Below are 21,817 nucleotides of genomic sequence, written 5' to 3'. Positions count from 1 at the left end.
GTATCTTTTGCGGCGGGGTCAGAGAGCTGGCTTCCTTTATTGCAAAAAAACCAAGCAGAGAGTGGGAGAGTGGTATGCGTAATCTAACGGTTCGCTTCAGTCTGATGAGCGCGCTGGCGCTGTTTTCGTGCATGATCGTCGTCGGTGCGGCAGTGGGTATCTTTGCCCTGGGCCGCGCCAATCAGTCGACCGAGTTCGTCCATCAGGTCACCGAGCGCAACATGCTCATCAATGACGTCTACAAGGACACCACGCGCACGCGTTCGGCCTTGTCCCGCGCCTACAGCAACCTGAAGGAAAAGAACGAGGCGGCCATCAAGGAGTCGTCGTTCAAGAGTGCCCAGAATACTTATGAACGCGGCCTGAAGTCTCTCGACAGCTTTGCTGCCCTGGGCGACCTGCCGGGCCAGGACCCGGCCCACAAGACCGAGCTGATCGAATCGGCGCGCGCCTTGTCGGCATTGCTCAAGCAGGCCAACGATCAGCTCAAGGCCGAGGACGCAGCGGCCTATTCGGAGCTCAACGACAAGCAGATCAACCCCGGCGGCGGCCGCTTCTCGGCTGCGCTCGAGAAGTACCAGAAGCGCGCCATGGAGCTCAATGACAGCGCCGCCGACGAACGCGCCAAGGAATACAACATGGTGGTGTGGCTGGTCGGCGCGGGCCTGATCGGTGCGCTGATCCTGGTGCTGGGCGTGCATTTCCTGTTGCGCAACATCGTCTTGACCCCGCTCAATCGCGCCGTGGCGCTGCTGGACCAGGTGGCCAGCGGCGACCTGACCGCACGGGTCGAGGTCGACAGCACCAATGAGATCGGCCGCCTGTTCGGCGCCATCCGCGCCATGCAGCAAAGCCTGTTGACCACCGTGTCGCGGGTGCGCACCAGTTCCGAGAGCATCGATACCAGCGCGCGTGAAATCGCCGCCGGCAACATGGACCTGTCGTCGCGCACCGAGCAGCAGGCCAGTTCGCTGGAAGAAACCGCCGCCTCGATGGAGCAACTGACCGGTACCGTCAAGCAGAACGCCGAGAACGCGATGCAAGCCAACCAGTTGGCGCATTCGGCCTCGGGTACTGCCAGCAAGGGGGGCGAGGTGGTGGCGCAGGTGGTCGATACGATGCAGGCGATCAACGAGTCGTCGCGCAAGATCGTCGACATCATCAGCGTGATCGACGGGATTGCGTTCCAGACCAATATCCTGGCGCTGAATGCGGCCGTGGAAGCGGCGCGCGCCGGCGAGCAGGGCCGTGGCTTTGCGGTGGTGGCGTCGGAAGTGCGCTCGCTGGCCCAGCGTTCGGCGGCCGCCGCCAAGGAAATCAAGTCGCTCATCGACGCCTCGGTGGAGAAGGTGACCGTGGGCAGCCAACTGGTCGAGCAGGCCGGCATGACCATGAGCGATGTGGTCGACAGCGTGCAGCGGGTCACCGATATCGTCGGCGAGATCGCCGAAGCCAGCCGCGAGCAAAGCACCGGCATCGAACAGGTCAACCAGGCCATCACGCAGATGGACGAGGTGACCCAGCAGAACGCGGCGCTGGTCGAGCAGGCCGCGGCGGCAGCGCAATCGCTGCAGTCACAGGCGACCAACCTGGTGGGCGCCGTCAGCATCTTCAAGATCGACGCCCACGCAGTCACTGTGGCAGCGCCACGGACGGTGACACCCAGGCCTACGCCGGTGCCCCCCGCAGTAGCGACGGCGCCAGCGCCGGCCGCGGCGCCCAGGGTGGCCGTTGCACCCAAGGCGGCCGCGCCCAAGAGCGCGCCCAAGCTGCCTGTGCCATCGGCAGCCAAGCCAGCCTCGGCCAGTACCCGGGCCAAGGATGACGGCCAGGACTGGGAAGAGTTCTGATGGCTTGATTTGCTGTGCCGTCAATGAAAAAACCCTTCGTCGAATGTATCGACGAAGGGTTTTTTTTGCGACTTGCAGCGACTGCCGCGCCGCATCAAGCCTGGTTCAGGCTTGTGTATAGGACGTCTTCACCGTCGTATAGAACTCGGCCGCATAAGCGCCTTGCTCGCGCGAACCGTAGCTGGAACCCTTGCGGCCGCCGAACGGCACGTGGTAGTCGACACCGGCGGTGGCGGTGTTGACCATCACCATGCCGGCTTGGGCGTGGCGCTTGAAGTGGGTGGCGTACTTCAGCGATGTGGTGCAGATGCCGGACGACAGGCCGAACTCGGTGTCGTTGGCCAGTGCCAGCGCGTGTTCGTAGTTGTCGGCCGGGATCACGGCGGCCACCGGGCCGAACACTTCTTCGCGCGAGATGCGCATGTTGTTGTCGGCGTCGGCAAACAGGGCCGGTGCCATGAAGAAGCCTTCGGTGTCGCGCGAGATGCGTTCGCCGCCGCTGACCAGGCGTGCGCCTTCGTCCTTGGCGATGGCGACATAGGACAAATCCTGGTCCAGTTGCGACTGGTCCACCACCGGGCCGATGTGGGTTTCCTTCTGCAAGGCGTGACCGACGCGGACCTTGGAAAGCTGTTCGCGCGCCGCTTCGATGAAGCGCGGATAGATGCCCTTTTCAACGATCAGGCGGCTCGAGGCGGTGCAGCGCTGGCCGGTCGAGAAGAATGCGCCTTGCACGGCGGCGGTCACGGCGACATCGAGATCGGCGTCGTTGAGCACCACCATCGGGTTCTTGCCGCCCATCTCGAGCTGGAACTTGGCCATGCGGGCAATGGCGCCTTGCGCCACGCGATTGCCGGTGGCGACCGAACCGGTGAACGAGATGCCGGCCACGCGACGGTCGTCGATGAAGCGTTGGCCCACCACCGAACCGCGACCCATGACCAGGTTGAACACGCCCGCCGGGATGCCCGAGCGGCTGATGATTTCGGCGATGGCCCAGCCCGAACCCGGCACCAGTTCGGCCGGCTTGAACACCACCGTGTTGCCGTAGGCCAGCGCCGGGGCAATCTTCCAGGCCGGGATCGCCAGCGGGAAATTCCACGGTGCGATGATGCCGATCACGCCCAGTGGCTCGCGGGTGATCTCGACATCCATGCCGGGCCGCACCGATGCCAGCTTCTCGCCCCGAATGCGCAGCACTTCGGCGGCGAAGAACTTGAAGATGTTGCCGGCACGGGTGGCTTCGCCGATGCCTTCGGGCACGGTCTTGCCTTCTTCGCGCGACAGCAGGGTGCCCAGCTCTTCACGACGAGCCAGGATTTCGGTGCCGATCTTGTCCAGCGCATCTGAACGCGCCTGGATATTGCCCACGCTCCAGGCCGGGAAGGCGGCATGCGCGGCGGCGATGGCGATTTCGGTCTGGGCCGCATCGGCCTGGGCGTAGTCGCCGATGATGTCCGACAGGTCCGATGGATTGATGTTCTGGTTGACGCCGGCGCCTTGCAGCCATTCGCCGTTGATCAGGTTTGCAAACTGGGACATTTGGATTCTCCTTGCATGAATTGTTATAGGCGCCGGCAGGGCCGGGCCACGGGCGGCACAAAAGCGAAGGGGCCCCAGTTTCCTGCGGCCCCTCCGATCCCGTCAAGCGCGGCATTGCCCGGGTTGATTCAGGCAACGCGGCGGCATTGACGACACTGCCTTTACTGCGGGCCCAGACGCTTGATCAGCGCGGCCAGTTCTTCGTGCTCCTGCGGGGTGCAATCGACCAGCGGCGTGCGCACCGGACCGGCATCGTGACCGACGATCTTGGCGCCGGCCTTGACGATCGACACGGCGTAGCCGGCCTTGCGGTTGCGGATTTCCAGGTAAGGCAGGAAGAAATCGTCGATCAGGCGGCCGACGGTGTCGTGGTCGTCCTTGGCAATGGCCTGGTAGAACTCGACTGCGGTCTTGGGGATGAAGTTGAACACCGCCGACGAGTACACCGGCACGCCCAGCGCCTTGTAGGCTGCGGCGTAGACTTCTGCGGTCGGCAGGCCGCCCAGGTAGGTGAAGCGGTCGCCCAGCTTGCGACGGATCGACACCATCGGTTCGATCTCGCCTACGCCATCCTTGAAGCCGATCAGGTTGGGGCAACGCTCGGCCAGGCCAGCCAGGGTCTCGGCGTTGAGCTTGCACACTGCGCGGTTATAGATGATGACGCCGAACTTGACCGATTTGCACACTGCCTCGACGTGGGCGGCGATGCCGTCCTGGCTGGCTTCGGTCAGGTAGTGCGGCATCAGCAGGATGCCGTGCGCGCCCAGGCGCTCGGCTTCTTGTGCGTAGGCGATGGCAGTGCGGGTCGGGCCGCCGGCGCCGGCGATGATAGGCACCTTGCCGCGGCAGGTCTCGACGGCGGTGCGGATGACGTCCGAATACTCACTCGGGACCAGCGAAAAGAATTCACCGGTGCCGCCGGCGGCGAACAGGGCGCTGGCGCCGTACGGTGCCAGCCATTCCAGGCGTTCGATGTAAGTCTTGGGGCGGAAGTCGCCTTGCTCATCGAAGTCGGTCAGCGGAAAGGACAGCAGGCCGGAGGAAAGGATCTTTTTGAGGTCTTCTGGTGTGTACATGGTTTGTCTGTCGCCATTAAGAATTGGATGGAAAACTGCTTGTTCTTGTTTTGATCCTATATCTCGATAGGATATCAGTCATCGTACAACATGAAATCACAGAAAGCCAGCACTTTTTGGCGCCATCCGGTCCGTGGTCGATTGCTGTGGGATTTTGGTTGCCGGGCGCGCTGGCGCCCGGCAGGGGAGGTGGGAGGGTGCGCTCAGGCGGCGGCGCCGGAATGGCCCGATTCGGCTTCCTGTTGCGCCCGACGCAGCCGTTCGCGGCTGTTGGTGAGGTGATTGCGCATGGCCGCACGGGCGGCTTCGGTATCGCTGCGGGCGATGGCATCGTAGATGTCTTCGTGTTCGCGCTGGACCCGATCCAGGTAGCTGGCCTGCGGGTCGTGCGCCAGCTCGGCCGTATTGATGCGCTTGCGCGGGATCACGCCCATGCCGAGGTGGCTGATGATCTCGATGAAATAACGGTTGCCGGTGGCATTGGCAATGGCGAAGTGAAAGCGGAAGTCGGGGCCGACGGTGTCGCCGCCCGATAACTGGTTTTCACGGAAGGCTTCCAGCGCCCGGCGAATCTCGACCAGTTGCTCTTCGCTGCGGCGGGCCGCGGCCAGGCCGGCGGTTTCGGTTTCCAGGCTGATTCGCAATTCCAGCAGCGCCAGCAGGTCGCGCATGGTGGTGATGGTGGCCGGATCGATATTGATATTGGACGACTTCTTCTGTTCCAGCACGAAAGTGCCGATGCCGTGCCGGGTCTCGACCAGGCCGCCGGCCTGCAGTCGCGAAATCGCTTCACGCACCACCGTGCGGCTGACGCCCTGGGCCTGCATGATCTCGGATTCGGTCGGGAGCTTGTCGCCGACCTGCAGACCGCCATTGGCGATCATCTCGGACAGCGCGGCGACAACTTCCTGCGACAGACTCTGGGTCTTGCGGCGAGGGCGCATCAGGGGGCTGGGAGTATCGCTTGCATCCATGTCGTTTTAATTGGAATGGCGGGAGCGCGTCTCGGCTGGTGCCCCCGTCCAGATGAAAAAGAGTTGCGACATCTTACCAGATCGATAATGGCGGTTTGCAACCAAATGCCGGCGTGAACAATGAAATTGACAGAATTTTCACTCGGGGAGAAGTTTTGTGCACTTGTGCCCCGGTAAATGACCATATTTAGTACCTGACGGAATTAGTCAAGTTTGATATACTTGAGTCAAATATTCGGGAATTCAGGGATCTGGTTCACTTGTATCGGGAGCAGGGATTTCATGCGTCTTACCACCAAAGGCCGTTTTGCCGTGACAGCAATGATTGATTTGGCGTTGCGCCAAGGCAATGGCCCCGTCACGCTTTCCGCAATCAGCGAGCGTCAGGAAATTTCCTTATCATATCTCGAACAATTGTTCGGCAAATTGCGACGTCATCAGATCGTGGAGTCGGTGCGCGGTCCTGGCGGTGGCTACAACCTGGCCCGCAAGGCCGCCGATGTGTCGGTGGCTGACATCATCATCGCAGTCGACGAGCCGCTCGATGCAACCCAGTGCGGCGGCAAGGAAAATTGCCATAGCACCACCCATCCGGGCGGGCCGCGCTGTATGACGCACGATCTGTGGTCGACCCTCAATGAAAAGATGGTCGAGTATCTCGATTCTGTCTCGTTGCAGGATCTGGTCGACCAGCAGAAAGAACACAAGACGGCGGAGCTTCGTGCCGCCGACAAGCAAAGCGTGGTGGTGATTCATCGCCCGCAAGCAGTAGCCTGATTTGGAGTCTTAACTTATGAACGCACCTCTGGAAAAAAGCCTGCTGGAGACCATCAAGGCTCCGCACTTCCCGATCTACATGGACTATTCGGCGACGACGCCGGTCGATCCACGTGTAGCCGACAAGATGATTCCGTACCTGCGCGAGCAGTTCGGCAATCCGGCCTCGCGCAGCCATATGTATGGCTGGTCGGCCGAGAAGGCGGTGGAAGAGGCGCGTGAAGAAGTGGCCAAGCTGGTCAACGCCGATTCGCGCGAGATCATCTGGACTTCGGGCGCAACCGAAAGCAACAACCTGGCGATCAAGGGCGCGGCCCAGTTCTACAAGACCAAGGGACGCCACCTGATCACCATCAAGACCGAGCACAAGGCCGTGCTGGACACGTTCCGCGAACTGGAACGCCAGGGCTTCGAGGCGACTTACCTGCAGCCGCAGGACAACGGCCTGGTGACGGTCGAGCAGCTTGCTGCAGCGGTGCGTCCCGACACAATCCTGATCTCGGTGATGCTGGTCAATAACGAAATCGGCGTGATTCAGCCGGTGGCCGAGATCGGCGAATTCTGCCGCTCCAAGGGCATCATCTTCCATTGCGACGCCGCCCAGGCAACCGGCAAGGTCAAGATCGACCTCGAGCAGTGGAAGGTCGACCTGATGAGCTTCTCGGCGCACAAGACCTATGGCCCCAAGGGCATCGGCGCGCTGTATGTTCGCCGCAAGCCGCGGGTGCGCATCGAAGCGCAGATTCACGGTGGCGGTCATGAACGCGGTCTGCGCTCGGGCACGCTGGCGACGCACCAGATCGTCGGCATGGGCGAAGCCTTCCGCCTGGCGCGCGAAGAGATGGACAGCGAGCTGCAACACGTGCGCACGCTGCGCGATCGTCTGGCGCGCGGCCTGCAGGAGATCGAAGAAACCTATATCAACGGTGACATGGATCATCGCGTGCCGCACAACCTGAACGTCAGTTTCAACTACGTCGAGGGCGAGTCGCTGATCATGGCCATCAAGGACATCGCCGTGTCGTCCGGTTCGGCCTGCACCTCGGCCAGCCTGGAGCCGTCGTACGTGCTGCGGGCACTGGGCCGCAGCGACGAGCTGGCGCATAGCTCGATCCGTTTTACCATCGGTCGTTTCACCACCGAGGAAGACATCGATTTCACCATCAACCTGATCAAGAGCAAGGTCGGCAAGCTGCGCGAACTGTCGCCGTTGTGGGATATGTATCAGGACGGCGTCGACATCTCGACGATTCAGTGGGCAGCCCACTAACTTGCACAACGCCAGCCGCCGCTAGCACGCAACGAATTGCAGCACTGGTGGCGGTGGATTCCACCTTCAAGGAGCAACAACATGTCTTATTCGGAAAAAGTACTCGACCACTACGAAAACCCGCGTAACGTCGGCGCCTTCGAGAAGGGCGACGAGACCGTCGGCACCGGTATGGTGGGCGCGCCCGCCTGCGGCGACGTCATGAAGCTGCAGATCAAGGTGGGCGCCGATGGCGTGATCCAGGACGCCAAGTTCAAGACCTATGGCTGCGGTTCTGCCATTGCCTCGTCGTCGCTGGTGACCGAGTGGGTCAAGGGCAAGACGCTGGATCAGGCCCTGTCGATCAAGAACACGCAGATCGCCGAAGAACTGGCGCTGCCCCCGGTGAAGATCCACTGCTCCATCCTGGCGGAAGACGCCATCAAGGCTGCTGTGCAGGACTACAAGGCCAAGCACGGCGCCGAGCAAAAAGAAGCGGCCTGAGCAGGGCATCTGCAAGGCAGGGCAGTAGCGGCAGTACCGAGCGCGTAACACGACTGGCCACGGCGGGTGCCGTGGTCATGGATCAGCAAGGCAGGCAATCATGGCAATCACATTGACAGAGAAGGCAGCGAAACACATCAGTCGCTACATGGAGCGCCGCGGCAAGGGCATCGGCCTGCGGCTGGGCGTGCGTACGACCGGCTGTTCGGGCTTGGCCTACAAGCTCGAATATGTGGATGAGCAGATCGACGAGGACGAGGTCTTCGAGTCGCATGGCATTCGCGTCTTCGTGGATCCCAAGAGCCTGCCCTACATCGATGGCACCCAGCTCGACTTCGCCCGTGAAGGTCTCAACGAAGGCTTCAAGTTCCAGAATCCGAACGTCAAGGATGAGTGCGGCTGCGGCGAAAGCTTCCGTATCTGACACGTTTTGCCTTTCCGTCGCCGTGCAGCGCTGACGGTGGCCAGCGCTTAGCCGAAGCATGTGACAGCCTGCGATCTTCCCGTCATCCCGTCACGCCGTATCGACGCGGTTATTGATCTGCCAAGCCTGTTGAAGTCTGACAGGCTTTTTATTTTTCGAGTCCCAAACGTCCACGCCATGCAAGACCACTTTGCATTGTTCCAGTTGCCACCGCGCTTCGCCGTCGACATCAAGGCGCTGGAGCAGGCCTACCATCGCGTCCAGAGTCAGGCGCATCCCGACAAGTTCGTCGATGCCAGCGCTGCCGAAAAGCGGGTGGCGATGCAATGGGCAACGCGTGCCAACGAGGCCTACCAGACCCTGAAGAACCCGCTCAAGCGCGCACGCTACCTGTGTGAACTGCACGGCGTCGACTTGCAGACCGAATCGAATACGTCGATGGCGCCGGCGTTCCTGATGCAGCAGATGGAGTGGCGCGAGACGCTCGACGACGCCCGCAGCGAGCGCGATCTCGATGCGCTGGAGCGCCTCAACACCGAACTGCTGGCCGCACGTCGCGCCGAGGTGGCGCGCATCGAGGTGCTGCTGGACGCCTCCGACTATGCCCAGGCGGCGCAATTAGTGCGGCAATTGATGTTCCTCGAGAAGTTCGCCAGCGAGATCGGCGACGCCTTCGCCCTGATCGAAGGATGAACGCGGCCATGCCAGACGTTTTCCTGTTCCTGCTGGCGGCCATGACGTTGACCCTGGCGCCCGGACCCGACAACATCTACGTGCTCACGCGCGGTATTGCACAGGGCCCGCGCGCGGGCCTGGTGGCAGCGGCCGGCTTCTCGTCCGGGCTGATCTTCCATACCTTGCTGGCGGTGCTGGGTTTCGCCGCCGTCATCAAGGCCTATCCCGATGCCTATCACGCGCTGCAGTATGCGGGCGCGGCCTATCTGGTCTATCTCGGTTATCGCACATTGCGCTCGGCCGCTACCGGCATCGTGGCCGGCGGTGACGCCGCACAGGCCAATGTGCCGTTGCGTCGCATCTATTGGCAAAGCGTGCTGGCCAACATGCTGAACCCCAAGGTGACCCTGTTCTTCATCGCCTTCCTGCCGCAGTTCGTGCATCACGACGCCGGCCATGTGCCGCTGCAGATGCTGGTGCTGGCAATGGTGTTCATTGCGCAGGCGTTCGTCATCTTCAGCAGCATTGCTCTTTTTTCCGGTAGCGTCGGCGCGTATTTCCGCCGTCGCGCATCCGCCTCGGTCCACTTGAATCGCCTGGCAGGCTGTGCCTTCATCGGCCTGGGCATCAGGATGGCCTTACCCGAATAACGCAAACGCCCGAAAACTCATGGCTCTTCTTCAAATCTCAGAACCGGGCATGTCCACCGCGCCGCATCAGCGGCGCCTGGCGATCGGCATCGATCTTGGCACCACCAATTCGCTGGTAGCCACCGTGCGCAACAGCATCCCCGAGGTGCTGGCCGATGACGACGGCCGCAGCTTGCTGCCGTCGGTAGTGCGCTACCTGCCCAACGGCCACGCCAACATCGGCTACAAGGCGCAAGCCGCGCAGACCACCGACCCGCGCAACACCATCGTGTCGGTCAAGCGCTTCATGGGGCGTGGCCTCAAGGATATCGCCCACGCCGAGAACATGCCCTATGACTTCCAGGACACCCCGGGCATGGTGCAGATCAAGACCGTGGCCGGCGTCAAGAGCCCGGTCGAGATCTCGGCGCAGATCCTGGCCACCTTGCGCCAGACCGCCGAGGACGCCCTGGGTGACGACCTGGTCGGCGCCGTAATCACGGTGCCAGCCTATTTCGACGACGCCCAGCGCCAGGCCACCAAGGACGCGGCGCAACTGGCCGGCCTGAATGTGCTGCGCCTGCTCAACGAACCTACCGCTGCGGCGATTGCCTATGGCCTGGATAACGGCTCCGAAGGCATCTTCGCGGTCTACGACCTGGGCGGCGGCACCTTCGATATCTCCATTCTCAAGCTGGCGCGCGGCGTGTTCGAGGTGCTGGCCACCGGCGGCGACTCGGCCCTGGGCGGTGATGATTTCGACCACCGACTGTTCTGCTGGATCAGCCAGGAAGCGCAGCTGCAACCTTTGTCCGACGAAGATACCCGGTTGTTGATGGTCAAGGCGCGGGAAGCCAAGGAACTGCTGTCGTCGAAGTCGCAGGTCGACATCGATGCGGTGCTGAAGTCGGGCGAAGAGGTGCACCTGACCTTGTCGGCCGAACAGTTTTCCAGCATGACCCAGCACCTGGTGGGCAAGACCATCACCCCCGTGCGTCGTGCGCTGCGCGACGCCGCGTTGACGGTCGACGATATCGACGGCGTGGTGATGGTCGGTGGCGCCACCCGCATGCCGCATGTGCGCCGCGCAGTGGGCGAGTTCTTCCAGACCAACCCGCTGGCCAACATCGATCCCGACAAGGTGGTGGCGCTGGGCGCGGCCGTGCAGGCCAATCTGCTGGCCGGCAACCGGGCGCCGGGCGATGACTGGCTGCTGCTGGACGTGATCCCGCTGTCGCTGGGCATCGAGACCATGGGCGGGTTGGCCGAGAAGGTGATTCCGCGCAACTCGACCATTCCCTGTGCGCGCGCGCAGGAGTTCACCACCTTCAAGGATGGCCAGACGGCGATGGCCGTGCACGTGGTGCAGGGCGAGCGCGAGCTGGTCGCCGACTGTCGTTCGCTGGCGCGTTTCGAGTTGCGCGGCATTCCGCCGATGGCTGCCGGCGCGGCCCGTATCCGGGTCACTTACCAGGTCGATGCCGATGGCTTGCTGGCGGTCTCGGCGCGCGAAATGACGTCGGGCGTCGAGGCGTCGATCAGCGTCAAACCGTCGTATGGACTGGCCGACGACGAGATCGCCCGCATGCTGCAGGATTCCTTCAGCTCGGCCGACGAAGACATGCTGCGTCGCGCATTGCGCGAAGAGCAGGTCGAGGCCGAGCGCATCGTGCTGGCCACGCAGTCGGCACTGGCCGTCGATAGCGCCTTGCTGAACGAAAGCGAACGCCGCGACATCGAGCAGCAGATGCTGGCCGTGACCGCTGCCGCACAAGGCAGCGAGCACCTGGCCATCAAGGCCGCGGTCGAAGCCCTGGCGCACGCCACCGAAGAGTTTGCCGCACGGCGCATGGACCGCAGCGTGCACGCAGCGCTGGCCGGCAGGAAGCTCGACGAAGTATAAGTATCGTAGAACGCGGCGCAGCTGCTGTTGATTTGCCGCATGCGCCGCGTTGTCATTATTGAACATTGCTGAAAGCCATTTATGCCCCAGATCGTCATCCTCCCGCATCCGGTACTGTGCCCCGAAGGCTCGGTGATCGACGCGCCCTCCGGCCAGACCCTGTGCGACGCGCTGCTGGGCAGCGACATCGATATCGAGCACGCCTGCGAAAAGTCGTGCGCCTGTACTACTTGCCACGTGGTGATCCGCGAAGGATTCGAGACCCTGGGCGAGCCGACCGACAAGGAAGAAGACTTGCTCGACATGGCCTGGGGACTGGAAGCGACTTCGCGCCTGTCTTGCCAGGTTGTGCTGGGCGAGGATGACCTGACGGTCGAAATCCCCAAGTACACGATCAACCACGCTTCCGAAAATCATTGAACGGCCGATTGCCTCACGTCACCCGGAGCAGAACATGAAATGGACCGATTCCCAGCGCATTGCCGAAGATCTCAACGACAAGTTTCCCGAGATCGATCCCAAGACCATTCGCTTCACCGACCTGCACCGCTGGGTGATGGAGCTCGATGGTTTCGACGATGACCCGAATCGCTCCGGCGAGCGTATCCTCGAAGCGATTCAGGCCGCCTGGATCGAAGAGGCTGAGTAAGCCAGAGGCCGGCTTGATGGTCGCCTGACATCCACGTCGTTATCATTGCCGAAAAAACGCCCGCGACAGTTCGTCCGCGGGCGTTTCTACGTGGGGCAGGGCGGTGACGGGGCGGCGCTCAATGCTCGAGCAACTCGAAATTGCCATTGCCGCGAAATACCGTGCGATCCGCGACCCGGCTGCTGGTGGTGTGCATGCTGGCATCGATCTCGACCTGCAATGACAGCAAGCTGCCCTTGACCGGCACGTCGTCTACAATCGGGACCGCGCCGATACCGGGCGCCAACAGAATGCTGTCGGTCCGGGTCTCGGGGACCTGACCGACAACACTCACGGACCCTACGCCCACCGTGCGGCCGTCCAGCCGCGCGCTCAGGACGCGCAGGCTGAACGAACCACCATCGCCCAGCCGGTAGCTGCCGGCATCGGCGGCATTGCCACGGTAGAACACCGTCATCAGCCGCGCCTGCTTGCAATTGGCCGTCAGGGTCACGGTCTGCTTGCCCAGCGCCATTTTCAAGGGCGAGACCTGGCGCAGCAGCAGTTCGGCCCGCGTGACGGAACCGTAGTCGACCGTGCTGCTGCTGATCTGCAGCAGGCACCGATCGCCCTCTGCGGCGCTGGCCGGCAACGATATCAGCAGGGCCGTCGCCAGCCACGCCAGTGTCGGCCATACACCAACCGGTCGTGTCGGGGGCTGCGGTCCGGGTTTGCGAGGCAAGTATTCAACTGTGCGCATGGGGAATTCCTTTTATCTTGACGTGCATTTCAGGGCTGCAAACTGCATCGATTGCCTCGTAGAAGACTTCGCTGTCGACCGTCTCGGGCAACTGGTAATGCAATTGGCAAGTCTTCTCGTCGGGCATGATCACCTGCAGGACCCCTTGCGTCGTGCCATTGAGCAGGAAGATCTGGCCGTCGTCGACCACCGTGGTGACGAACTGCTGGTCGGCATCGAGCACGAATCCGCCTTTGGGCAGCGGTCGTTGCTGAGGATCTCGTGCGTTGAGCAGGATGCGCCTGACCCGCAATACCTCGAAATCGACATGGCTGACCGAGCCACGGCCCGGGTCGAGCTGCTTGAGGCCGTTGCGCAGGTCGACATTGCGCGGCAGGCTGCGGGTGGCAATCTCGAGCCGGGTGGAGGCATAGGGCGACATCTGGGCCACCACTGCCTGGCCCTTCCAGTCGGTCCATACCGGCCCGTGTGGCGTGTTGACCTTGACGCCGGCGATATCGCCCACCTGCAGGATGCCGAACGTGTCCTGGACGGCGTAGGGCGAGAGCGTGAAGCCTCCCTTGTGCAGCACCATCCCGCCGCGCAGGCCGCCATTGAACGACGTGCTGCCGTTGCCCGAGCGCGAGTAACCCAGGTTGACCTGGGTATAGCGCGGCAGCATCGAAGCCTGGGCCGAGAGGTCGGTCTCGCTCGATTGCGAACTGCGCTCGGCCGACACTGAGTAATTGAGACTGTCACCCGCCTGGTTGCTGAAGGAACTGCCCATGCGCTGATAACCGCCGCTGTTGTTCAGGTAGCTGCGCACGCTGCGCTTGCCCAATGGGATGCTGAGGGTGAGGTAGAACACGGTGGGATTGCGGCCCGCCTCACCACCGCGGCCGGATGTGCTGGTGTCGCCCGACTGTCGCCCCAGTTGGCGTTCGAGGTTGAGATTGACGGTGCCGAAGTCGAAGGTCCGGCCCCACGATGCCATGATGCGCTGCGTCGAATTGCCGTTGAACTGGGTCGAGCGCGAATAGGAAAAGCTGAAGCCGCCCAGCGCCCTCTGGTTCCATCCCAGCGAAGCCGAGTATTGGCCGCGATAGCGGGCGTAGTCAGGATTGGGGGCGGCGGGCGTCGCAGGATTGAGGGCCTGCGATTGGCTGGTCTGGGCCTGGCGACTGACGGCGGTGTCGCCCAGGTCGCGATAGCCGAGCGTCTGTTGCGTGCTCGACAGGCTCAGTGAAAAACTTTCGGCCAGGATACGGCTGGCGCCCAGGCTGAACTGGGTGCCGCGCTGGCCTTCTTCGCTGGCGCGCGCGAGGCGCTGCTGAAAGCTCAGGTTGTTGGCACCGAAGCGGCCATCCATCCCCCAACTGACGCCCTGGTAGCCGGTCGCACCCATGAGGCCGGCGCTGAGGCTGCTGTTCTTGCTCAGCGCCCAGCCGCCGCTGGCGGTCAGCAACCAGGGTTGGCGTCCGGTCGAATTGCCCAGCGAACGCATCTTTCCGAATGCCAGTGACAGGCCGCGTTGCAGGCCGAAGTTGCCGCCCTGCAGGGTAGCAGCGGGAACCGTGAAGCGGCGTTGCGCGCCGTTGGTTTCGATCACGGTCACATCGAGGTCGCCGGTGCCATTGAGCAGCGGCAGGTCGGCCAGCGCAAAAGGACCGCCAGGGACGATGGTGGAGTAGATCAAGGCGCTGTTCTGGCGCACTTCGATGCGCGCCTGGCTCTGTGCAATACCCTCGACCATCACCGTGTTGAGCGAGTTGGTGGCCAGCGCCGCTTCGGGGACCAGTTGCACGCCGGTGATCGGACCGGCGGAAAATGCCGTATTGAGGATGTTGATCTGGCCCGCCTGGAAAATCGACCGGTAGTCGATCAACGTATGCTGCGCGTAGGCATAGAGATGCTGGCGTTGCGACGATTTTTCCTGGCGCGAGACCATCTCGCGGGTGCGCATAATCCAGTCGCCCATGTTGAGGCCGAGTTCCAGGTTGGCCGACATGAAACTGCTGCCTGTCTGGCCGAACTGGCTGCGCGAAGCGATGATGTCATAGTTGGTCATGGCGGCCACGCCGCCCGCGCTGTATCCCGAAAAATCGGCTTCGGCGGGACGTATTGAATCGGTCGGCACCACCAGGGCGACTTCTTCCTTGCCGGGGCGCAGTTCGACCTCGGTCTGCGGGTAGACCTCAAGAAAGCCATGGCAGGTGTTAGTGGCATCGACCGGGGCGGTGTCGCGCTTTTCAGGAGCAGCAGTGGGTTCAGGTATTTTCAGATTGCCCTTGTCCAGCAGGCGTTCATCGAAACAGAGATCGCCGTTGTCATCGAAGCGCGCCTCCAGCCGTCCACGCAATTGTCCGTTGACGAACAGCGTCACGACATTGATGCCAGGACGAAATCGCGCCGCATCCTTGAAGTATTCGGCGATCTGCGGATCGATGCCGCGCTCGCGCAGCATGTCGAGATCGAAACCGGCAGGCGCCTGGGCCCAGGCGGGAGAAGTGGGGGCCAGCAGGCCCGCCAGCGTCAGCAGCATGGCACACGATGTGCCCTGGATTCGCGGAGCCGCCGCCACCCGTTTGTGCGACACCCGTCTGGCTGCATGCCGTGCGCCATGTCGCAGGCGTCGTGTGTGGCCAGCGGCCGTCTCTCGTGATTGCAGCTGCAACCACGGCATGCGCGTCGTCTTCATCGTCGGGATTCGCTCAGGACTTGTCGAGCGGGGCGTCGAAATTGTCTACCGAAAAACCGTAGACGGTGGCCGGTGACATGCGCACCGTGGTGGCGTCAGCAGCGCCATCGCTGATCTGCCCACGCAGTTTTTCGCCGGGCAGGATGTAGGTGCGCCCCATGTCGACATCGACCTTGGATGGCAGCAGCGACACCGCCTGGGCAAAGCGCACCACGTAGGCACTGTCGTTGTGCATGACCAACTGGTCGCCCTGGACCGCCCATTTCAGCAACTTCCATGGTTCGCGATTGGCGGCCAGACTCTTGGGGTGAATGATCAGGGGCAGGTTCTGCCGCACGTTCATGGTGACCTTCACGCCACCGTCAGCGTTGCGCTGGGGAATACCTTCGAACACCACGCGCTTGAGGCGCTGCGTCTTGAGTGGTTCCTTCAACTGCAGGATGAAGCGCACCAGCTGGGTCTGATCCGGCTCGACGCGTGCCACCGGCGGCGAGACAACGACCAGCGGTTCCTTGTCTTCGGGGAGGTGCTGGATCGACGTGTGGAGCAGGGTGGCAGCCGGATCGGTGTTCTTGACGTTCATCGTGCTTTCGCCGTCGGCTTCATTGATGATGACCACCGAGGTCTCCGGCAGCATGCCGCTGGCCCACGCTGTCGGTGCACACGAAAAAATCAGGAGCAGACCCAGCGGTTTGTATGAGGCCCGGCCCAAAGTCCTAAGCTTGCGGGCGTATATCGACAAACAGGTAGAAGAGCGGATCGCTCGATGCGACGGTGCGTGAGATGTCATGGTTTCCCCGTATAAAATCTGCACGCATGTTCGCCTACTATGAGCGACTAGAGTCACCGTAGTGCAAACAATAAGATCTTCCTAAAAATAATTTGATCTGCTTGTTTGTTTTTCCGGCTTGCGCGGCCATGACGCCGCGTCCTGCCTTGGCACGTATGTGTGGACCGGAATCAAAGGTAGTTCAATTCCAGTGTGGTCGAGCCGTTCAGTTCGATCTCGTTGTTCAACTTCAGGTGTTCCGGCTTGTTGATGAAAGGCCGCACCGTCAGCATGCCTTCGACGGCCCGGTAGGCGGAGATGTTGCCGGCCCCCGTCGCTCCCCACGACAGCAGCTGTTGCTTGGAGCCCAGCCCGCTGGCATGGTGATGCCAGGTGACGCCATCGGCGGATGCCATCAGTTGCACGGCGCGATAGTCGCCCGTATAGCTGGTGGGGTCGAAGCTGATGGCGTAGCCGCCGATGTTGGCGCCGGAGGCCATGCCGAGGCCGAAGTTGACATCGTCGGTGAGCGCCGAATTGCCCGAGCCCGACGCCACGATGCCCGGCACCAGCGAGCCGCTGCGATTGTCCGTCAGCCTGATGGCGAACAGCGCGGCAACATCGCAGTTGATGGTCAGCCTCAGCGACAGTGGCGGCAATGCCGTGATCTGGCCCGGACGCAGGATGCTGCTGTCGCGCACGCCATAGTTGGCTTCGCCGCCGTGCGAGAGGGCCGGCGTACATGCCGCAGGCGTGACCGTGGTCACGACTTCCATGGCAACCGTGCCGGTCGCCTGTGCCGCCGATGAGAGCAGCGCCAACAGCGTGATCACGGCGGGCCGGCGCAGGCTGGCGAGGGTAAGCAATTTTCTGTGCATGGCGGTCGATGATCGATCCTGGCCGCGGCGCGACCAAACAAGGATGATTTTCGGCAACGATAAAGCGAATCCCTAATTAATGCCAGCAGGTCTGCCGTCTCGTTTTTTGCACTGAAATGCAACAACGCCGCCTGGCTGTACTGCACGCCTGGCTTGCTTTCTCGGGAGTGTTAGATCGAAAAAAATGGATTTTTCGTTCGCATTTTCAGTCCGTTTGAAAAATTACTAACTGTTATGTCTTCTATGTGATGTGGATTCGAGAAAATTCCCATTTGTGAGAGAGCGCCGAGCCGGGAAAATCGCTGCATTACTTCTTCCACAGTACCTGTTGCCGTACCCACATATTTCAGGAACGAAATCGAACGGTCGCAAGACACGTTCGACACGTCGTTTGCGACATAAGGAAAACCGATGTACTGTACCGCCGGCTGCATGCATGGACTTTGTGTCTGAACCGGTAGCGCAATGTTGCGCGGTGGAGACGTTCCATCAAGATTGGCTTCCCACTGGCGGCAATCATCCTTCTATTCATCCGTTTGAGCGAGCGTGCTGTTGCTACACTTTCGACAGTACACGTCGCGGCATCCGAGCTGGCAGCGTCGTCGCCATCGGCGCTAGCCATATCGCACGCCCTGGACCATCGGGCAATCAGCCAAAAAAAAGGATTCCAGGATGACATGGGCATCAGCACCGATTGTTCGCATCGCCTTGCTCGACGACCATGCAGTGGTTCGTTACGGGCTCGCCGGCCGGCTGGCAGAAGAGCCGGATTTCCAGGTCGTCGGCATGTTCTCCAGCAGCAAGGAAATGATGGCAGGCTTGCGCATGACGCCTGCCGATATTCTGCTCATCGATTATTCGCTGGGCTCCAACGACATCGATGGCCTCAACCTGATTCGCGCGTTGCGGGTGCATTTTCCAGAGGGCAGGATCCTGGTCTCTTCATCGCACTACAATCCCGCCACCATTGCCATGGCGATGCGGGCCGGCGCGCGCGGATTCGTCGGCAAGTCGCAGGAACTGTCCGAACTGATACTGGCGATACGTACGGTGTTCGTGGGGCGCATTTACATCAACGACGCCATGGACGCCGAACTGTCGTCGATGAACGGCCGGGATCAGCTTCAGTACCAGGGGGGCGATGAACCGGTCAGCGATTCACTGATCGGCAATTCCGAATTGTCACCACGCGAGCGGGAAGTTCTGCGCTGCTGCCTGGAGGGGATGTCGGTGACGCAGATCGCAGAAAAATTTGCGCGCAGCGTCAAGACCATCAGCGGCCAGAAACAGTCGGCGTTTCGCAAGCTCGGAGTACGCAGCGACAACGAATTGTTCAAGATCCAGCATCAGCTGGCAGACCTGTAGCAACGTGTCGATGCCGATGTCGATCGCATGCGCTGTATCGAGCGCCAATTCCAACGGGAGATGAACATGAATCAACACGGACCCAGGGTATTGGTTGTCGACGATTCTGCCACCAGTCGTACCATGCTCGAAAAACAGTTGCAGCGTTGCGGTTGCGGCGTCGAGTGCGCCGAAAACGGTAGCAGTGCATTGGCGGCGATGGCGCTTGGCAGGTATGACCTGGTCCTGCTCGACTGCTACATGCCGGACATGAACGGCTATGAAGTCGCGCGCAGGGTACGCCAGCGCGAAGAGAACAGCGGCGTCTATACGCCACTCATCGGTATTTCGGCCGAAGCCGATGCGACCCACACACAGCTGTGCCTGGACAGTGGCATGGACGGGGTGCTTGGCAAGCCGCTGCCGCTGGAACAGTTCAAGCAATTGCTGGCGTTATGGTGTGACTTCGACCCGGCGTCGACGACGACAGTGTCGATCAACGAGCCGGTCCCGCCAGACCTGGAACTGCTGTTCCATCAAACCTCGCTGCAAGACCTCGATGCCATGACCCTGGCACACCTGCAATCCGACCGGGCACGTGTGATGCGCCTGGCGCATCGCATGAAAGGAGCCGCACTCACCATGCGACGTCCGGTCATGGTGAGCATCCTGGAAGGTATCGAGTTGCGCGCCCCGGGGCAGGATGCGGACAGCCGGGCTGCCGTGAGCGCCTTGCTCGAGGCCCTGCGCGAAGCGCTCGGCTAAGTGTCGGGCGCTGGCGCCGGGGCACCGCTTCAGATCATGCCGCTCAGGCACCCAGCCACGGCAGCCCGGCCTGGCACCATCCCTCGACGGTCTTGCGGTGACCGCCAGCATCCTTGTTGCCTTCGAAACCCTCCAGAATGTCGAAGCAGTTGCCGTAGCCGTGCTCACTCGCCAATGTCGCGGCATGCTTTGAGCGGACTCCGGAGCGGCACAGGAAAAGCAGCGTGTCTTCCGGGCTTGCCACGGCTTGCAGCTGCGCGATGAATTGCGGGTTGGGTTTGCCCTCCGGGTACAGATTCCACTGTACGAACAAATGCTGGGGCGGCGGCACGTCGACCATGCCGACCCAATCGCGCTCGGCCTTGGTGCGGACATCGACCAGCTTGATGGAAGGATTGCCCTGAAGTAATGAATACGCTTCCGCGGGCGTGACTGCACCGCGATAAGGCGTCTGCGTACTTTGTCCGCGTTGCTGGGCGATATCGAGAATTTGCTGCTGGGTCATGAAAACCTCTATTTAAAAAATGCCAAGGATGTAACGATTTTTCTAAATGTTTTATTTCACTAATTTGGTGCTTAAATCAATGATGTGCTCAGAATCGCATCAAATTGGTTCAAAAATATGAAAATGCAATAATTTGGTGCGCTCGGTAGGAGGGCGTGCACTGAAGGGAGCACCGCCAACACCCCCGGCTCCCTAAAATATTCCATTATTGCCGGGGCTGAAAGGCCGGTGGCATGGAATCTGCTATCATCCTCGCCTGAGTTCCGGCGCAAGACCGTTGTATTAAATGCAAAGATCCAGTCGCAGAAAAACGGCTCAACATCCAAATTTATACTACTTCCTCGTTTTAGGAGATTCGCATGGCAAGGACGGCCGCAGAGGTTTTGAAGATGGTCAAGGACAACGAAGTCAAGTTTGTTGACTTTCGTTTCGCTGACACCCGGGGCAAAGAGCAGCACGTAACTGTTCCCGTGTCCCATTTCGATATCGACAAGTTCGAGTCCGGTCACGCCTTCGACGGTTCGTCGATCGCCGGCTGGAAGGGTATCGAAGCCTCCGACATGCTGTTGATCCCTGATCCGAACACGGCCAACATCGACCCGTTCATGGAAGAAACCACACTGTTCCTGCAGTGTGACGTGATCGAGCCGTCCGATGGCAAGGGTTACGACCGTGATCCACGCTCCATCGCCAAGCGCGCTGAAGCCTACCTGAAGTCCTCCGGCCTGGGCGACACCGCCTACTTTGGTCCGGAACCAGAATTCTTCATCTTCGACGGCGTGCGCTGGGGTGCCGACATGTCCGGTTCGTTCGTCAAGATCGATTCCGAAGAAGCATCGTGGAGCACCGGCGCCAAGATCGAAGGCGGCAATTCGGGTCACCGTCCGACCGTCAAGGGCGGCTACTTTCCGGTTCCTCCAGTCGACAGCTTCCAGGACATGCGTTCGGAAATGTCGCTGATCCTCGAATCGCTGGGCATTCCGGTCGAAGTGCACCACCACGAAGTGGCTGGCGCTGGCCAGAACGAACTGGGCACCCGTTTCTCGACCCTGGTCGAGCGCGCTGACTGGACCCAGACCCTGAAGTACGTGATCTGGAACGTCGCTCACACCTACGGCAAGACCGCAACCTTCATGCCGAAGCCACTGGTCGGCGACAACGGTTCGGGCATGCACGTGCACCAATCGGTCTGGAAGGATGGCAAGAACCTGTTCGCAGGCGACGGCTATGCTGGCCTGTCCGAATTCGCGCTGTACTACATCGGCGGCATCATCAAGCACGCCAAGGCGCTCAACGCGATCACCAACCCCGGCACCAACTCGTACAAGCGTCTGGTTCCAGGCTTCGAAGCACCGGTCAAGCTGGCCTACTCGGCACGCAACCGTTCGGCATCGATCCGTATCCCGCACGTTGCCAATCCTAAGGGTCGTCGTATCGAAACCCGTTTCCCGGATCCACTGGCCAACCCATACCTGTGCTTCTCGGCCCTGCTGATGGCAGGTCTGGACGGCGTGCAGAACAAGATCCACCCGGGCGAAGCTGCCACCAAGGATCTGTACCACCTGCCACCAGAAGAAGACAAGCTGATCCCGACCGTCTGTGCCTCGCTGGAAGAAGCGCTGGAACACCTGGACAAGGACCGCGAGTTCCTGACCCGCGGCGGCGTCTTCACTGACAGCATGATCGATGCTTATCTGGATCTGAAGATGCAGGAAGTGACCCGCTACCGCATGACGACTCATCCGATCGAGTTCGACATGTACTACTCGCTGTAAATCGAGTCGGTGTCTGCCAAAAAAGGGGAAGCTTGCTTCCCCTTTTTTCATGCGGCAACGCCTTGCTGTCGCTGCTTGTCCGGCACTTGCTTCACCCTTGCTTTGCTCTTGCT

At 61.4% G+C, this 21,817-nt stretch carries 21 protein-coding genes; 13 read left to right on the top strand and 8 right to left on the bottom strand.

Annotation, left to right across the window (positions count from 1 at the left end; all coding sequences use genetic code 11):
- The first annotated feature begins 74 nt into the window (after positions 1-74).
- Positions 75-1,850, top strand: coding sequence for a methyl-accepting chemotaxis protein (locus tag LBW87_RS02545; RefSeq protein WP_225199852.1), 1,776 nt, complete (start codon positions 75-77; stop codon positions 1,848-1,850).
- Between the two features lie 105 nt (positions 1,851-1,955).
- Here LBW87_RS02545 and LBW87_RS02540 read toward each other — a convergent pair whose 3' ends face one another.
- From LBW87_RS02540 to LBW87_RS02530, 3 genes are all read right to left on the bottom strand, one after another.
- On the bottom strand, positions 1,956-3,392 hold the full coding sequence (locus tag LBW87_RS02540) for an aldehyde dehydrogenase family protein (RefSeq protein WP_225199851.1): 1,437 nt from the start codon (positions 3,390-3,392) through the stop codon (positions 1,956-1,958).
- Positions 3,393-3,553: 161 nt separating this feature from the next.
- The gene (gene kdgD, locus LBW87_RS02535; RefSeq protein WP_225199850.1) at positions 3,554-4,468 is read right to left on the bottom strand and encodes a 5-dehydro-4-deoxyglucarate dehydratase; all 915 of its coding nucleotides are present in this window, start codon (positions 4,466-4,468) and stop codon (positions 3,554-3,556) included.
- A 203-nt stretch (positions 4,469-4,671) separates the two neighbouring features.
- On the bottom strand, positions 4,672-5,442 hold the full coding sequence (locus LBW87_RS02530; protein ID WP_225199849.1) for a FadR/GntR family transcriptional regulator: 771 nt from the start codon (positions 5,440-5,442) through the stop codon (positions 4,672-4,674).
- Positions 5,443-5,724: 282 nt separating this feature from the next.
- On the opposite strand from LBW87_RS02530, the gene iscR reads away from it, so the two are divergent.
- The 9 genes from iscR (at position 5,725) to iscX (ending at position 12,252) form a co-directional block, all read left to right on the top strand.
- Positions 5,725-6,219 carry a Fe-S cluster assembly transcriptional regulator IscR gene (iscR, locus tag LBW87_RS02525; RefSeq protein WP_225199848.1) on the top strand — a complete coding sequence of 165 codons (495 nt, stop codon included), beginning with the start codon at positions 5,725-5,727 and terminating at the stop codon, positions 6,217-6,219.
- Between the two features lie 16 nt (positions 6,220-6,235).
- Positions 6,236-7,489, top strand: coding sequence for an IscS subfamily cysteine desulfurase (locus LBW87_RS02520; protein WP_225199847.1), 1,254 nt, complete (start codon positions 6,236-6,238; stop codon positions 7,487-7,489).
- Positions 7,490-7,570: 81 nt separating this feature from the next.
- Positions 7,571-7,972 (top strand): Fe-S cluster assembly scaffold IscU, encoded by a 402-nt coding sequence (iscU, locus tag LBW87_RS02515; RefSeq protein WP_225199846.1) that lies wholly within the window; start codon positions 7,571-7,573, stop codon positions 7,970-7,972.
- A 100-nt stretch (positions 7,973-8,072) separates the two neighbouring features.
- The gene (gene iscA / locus LBW87_RS02510) at positions 8,073-8,396 is read left to right on the top strand and encodes an iron-sulfur cluster assembly protein IscA (protein ID WP_225199845.1); all 324 of its coding nucleotides are present in this window, start codon (positions 8,073-8,075) and stop codon (positions 8,394-8,396) included.
- A 177-nt stretch (positions 8,397-8,573) separates the two neighbouring features.
- A complete protein-coding gene (gene hscB / locus LBW87_RS02505) occupies positions 8,574-9,089 on the top strand; it encodes a Fe-S protein assembly co-chaperone HscB (protein WP_225199844.1) in 516 nt (171 codons plus the stop codon).
- A gap of 8 nt (positions 9,090-9,097) precedes the next feature.
- Entirely contained in the window at positions 9,098-9,721 is a 624-nt protein-coding gene (locus tag LBW87_RS02500; protein WP_225199843.1) for a LysE family translocator, read from the top strand.
- 19 nt (positions 9,722-9,740) lie between these two features.
- Positions 9,741-11,603 (top strand): Fe-S protein assembly chaperone HscA, encoded by a 1,863-nt coding sequence (gene hscA / locus LBW87_RS02495; protein WP_225199842.1) that lies wholly within the window; start codon positions 9,741-9,743, stop codon positions 11,601-11,603.
- 81 nt (positions 11,604-11,684) lie between these two features.
- Positions 11,685-12,023: an ISC system 2Fe-2S type ferredoxin gene (gene fdx / locus LBW87_RS02490; protein ID WP_225199841.1), complete on the top strand. Its 339-nt coding sequence runs from the start codon at positions 11,685-11,687 to the stop codon at positions 12,021-12,023.
- Positions 12,024-12,057: 34 nt separating this feature from the next.
- A complete protein-coding gene (iscX, locus tag LBW87_RS02485; protein WP_225199840.1) occupies positions 12,058-12,252 on the top strand; it encodes a Fe-S cluster assembly protein IscX in 195 nt (64 codons plus the stop codon).
- 118 nt (positions 12,253-12,370) lie between these two features.
- Here the strand turns inward: iscX and LBW87_RS02480 are convergent, their stop codons facing one another.
- From LBW87_RS02480 to LBW87_RS02465, 4 genes are all read right to left on the bottom strand, one after another.
- A complete protein-coding gene (locus LBW87_RS02480; RefSeq protein ID WP_225199839.1) occupies positions 12,371-12,991 on the bottom strand; it encodes a hypothetical protein in 621 nt (206 codons plus the stop codon).
- Positions 12,978-15,512 carry a fimbria/pilus outer membrane usher protein gene (locus LBW87_RS02475; RefSeq protein ID WP_225199838.1) on the bottom strand — a complete coding sequence of 845 codons (2,535 nt, stop codon included), beginning with the start codon at positions 15,510-15,512 and terminating at the stop codon, positions 12,978-12,980. The genes LBW87_RS02480 and LBW87_RS02475 overlap by 14 nt, the downstream gene beginning before the upstream one ends.
- Positions 15,513-15,681: 169 nt before the next feature.
- Complete coding sequence (locus LBW87_RS02470) at positions 15,682-16,458, bottom strand: fimbria/pilus chaperone family protein (protein ID WP_225199837.1); 777 nt, start codon at positions 16,456-16,458, stop codon at positions 15,682-15,684.
- Between the two features lie 170 nt (positions 16,459-16,628).
- The gene (locus LBW87_RS02465) at positions 16,629-17,315 is read right to left on the bottom strand and encodes a DUF1120 domain-containing protein (RefSeq protein ID WP_225199836.1); all 687 of its coding nucleotides are present in this window, start codon (positions 17,313-17,315) and stop codon (positions 16,629-16,631) included.
- Positions 17,316-17,987: 672 nt separating this feature from the next.
- Here LBW87_RS02465 and LBW87_RS02460 point away from each other — a divergent pair.
- Together LBW87_RS02460 and LBW87_RS02455 are read left to right on the top strand one after the other, a co-directional pair.
- Positions 17,988-18,680: a response regulator transcription factor gene (locus LBW87_RS02460; RefSeq protein WP_225199835.1), complete on the top strand. Its 693-nt coding sequence runs from the start codon at positions 17,988-17,990 to the stop codon at positions 18,678-18,680.
- A 66-nt stretch (positions 18,681-18,746) separates the two neighbouring features.
- The gene (locus tag LBW87_RS02455; protein WP_225199834.1) at positions 18,747-19,424 is read left to right on the top strand and encodes a response regulator; all 678 of its coding nucleotides are present in this window, start codon (positions 18,747-18,749) and stop codon (positions 19,422-19,424) included.
- A gap of 43 nt (positions 19,425-19,467) precedes the next feature.
- On the opposite strand, the gene LBW87_RS02450 is transcribed toward LBW87_RS02455, so the two are convergent.
- On the bottom strand, positions 19,468-19,929 hold the full coding sequence (locus LBW87_RS02450) for a rhodanese-like domain-containing protein (protein ID WP_225199833.1): 462 nt from the start codon (positions 19,927-19,929) through the stop codon (positions 19,468-19,470).
- A gap of 359 nt (positions 19,930-20,288) precedes the next feature.
- Between LBW87_RS02450 and glnA the strand changes: the two genes are divergently transcribed.
- Positions 20,289-21,704, top strand: a complete 1,416-nt coding sequence (gene glnA, locus LBW87_RS02445; protein WP_225199832.1) for a type I glutamate--ammonia ligase — start codon at positions 20,289-20,291, stop codon at positions 21,702-21,704.
- The last annotated feature ends 113 nt before the right edge of the window (positions 21,705-21,817 follow it).

Origin of the sequence: Herbaspirillum sp. alder98 (genome assembly GCF_020179755.1) — a bacterium.
GTDB lineage: Bacteria > Pseudomonadota > Gammaproteobacteria > Burkholderiales > Burkholderiaceae_D > Herbaspirillum.
Note: the sequence above shows the minus strand (reverse complement) of the source record. Positions and strands in the feature narration are given on the sequence as shown.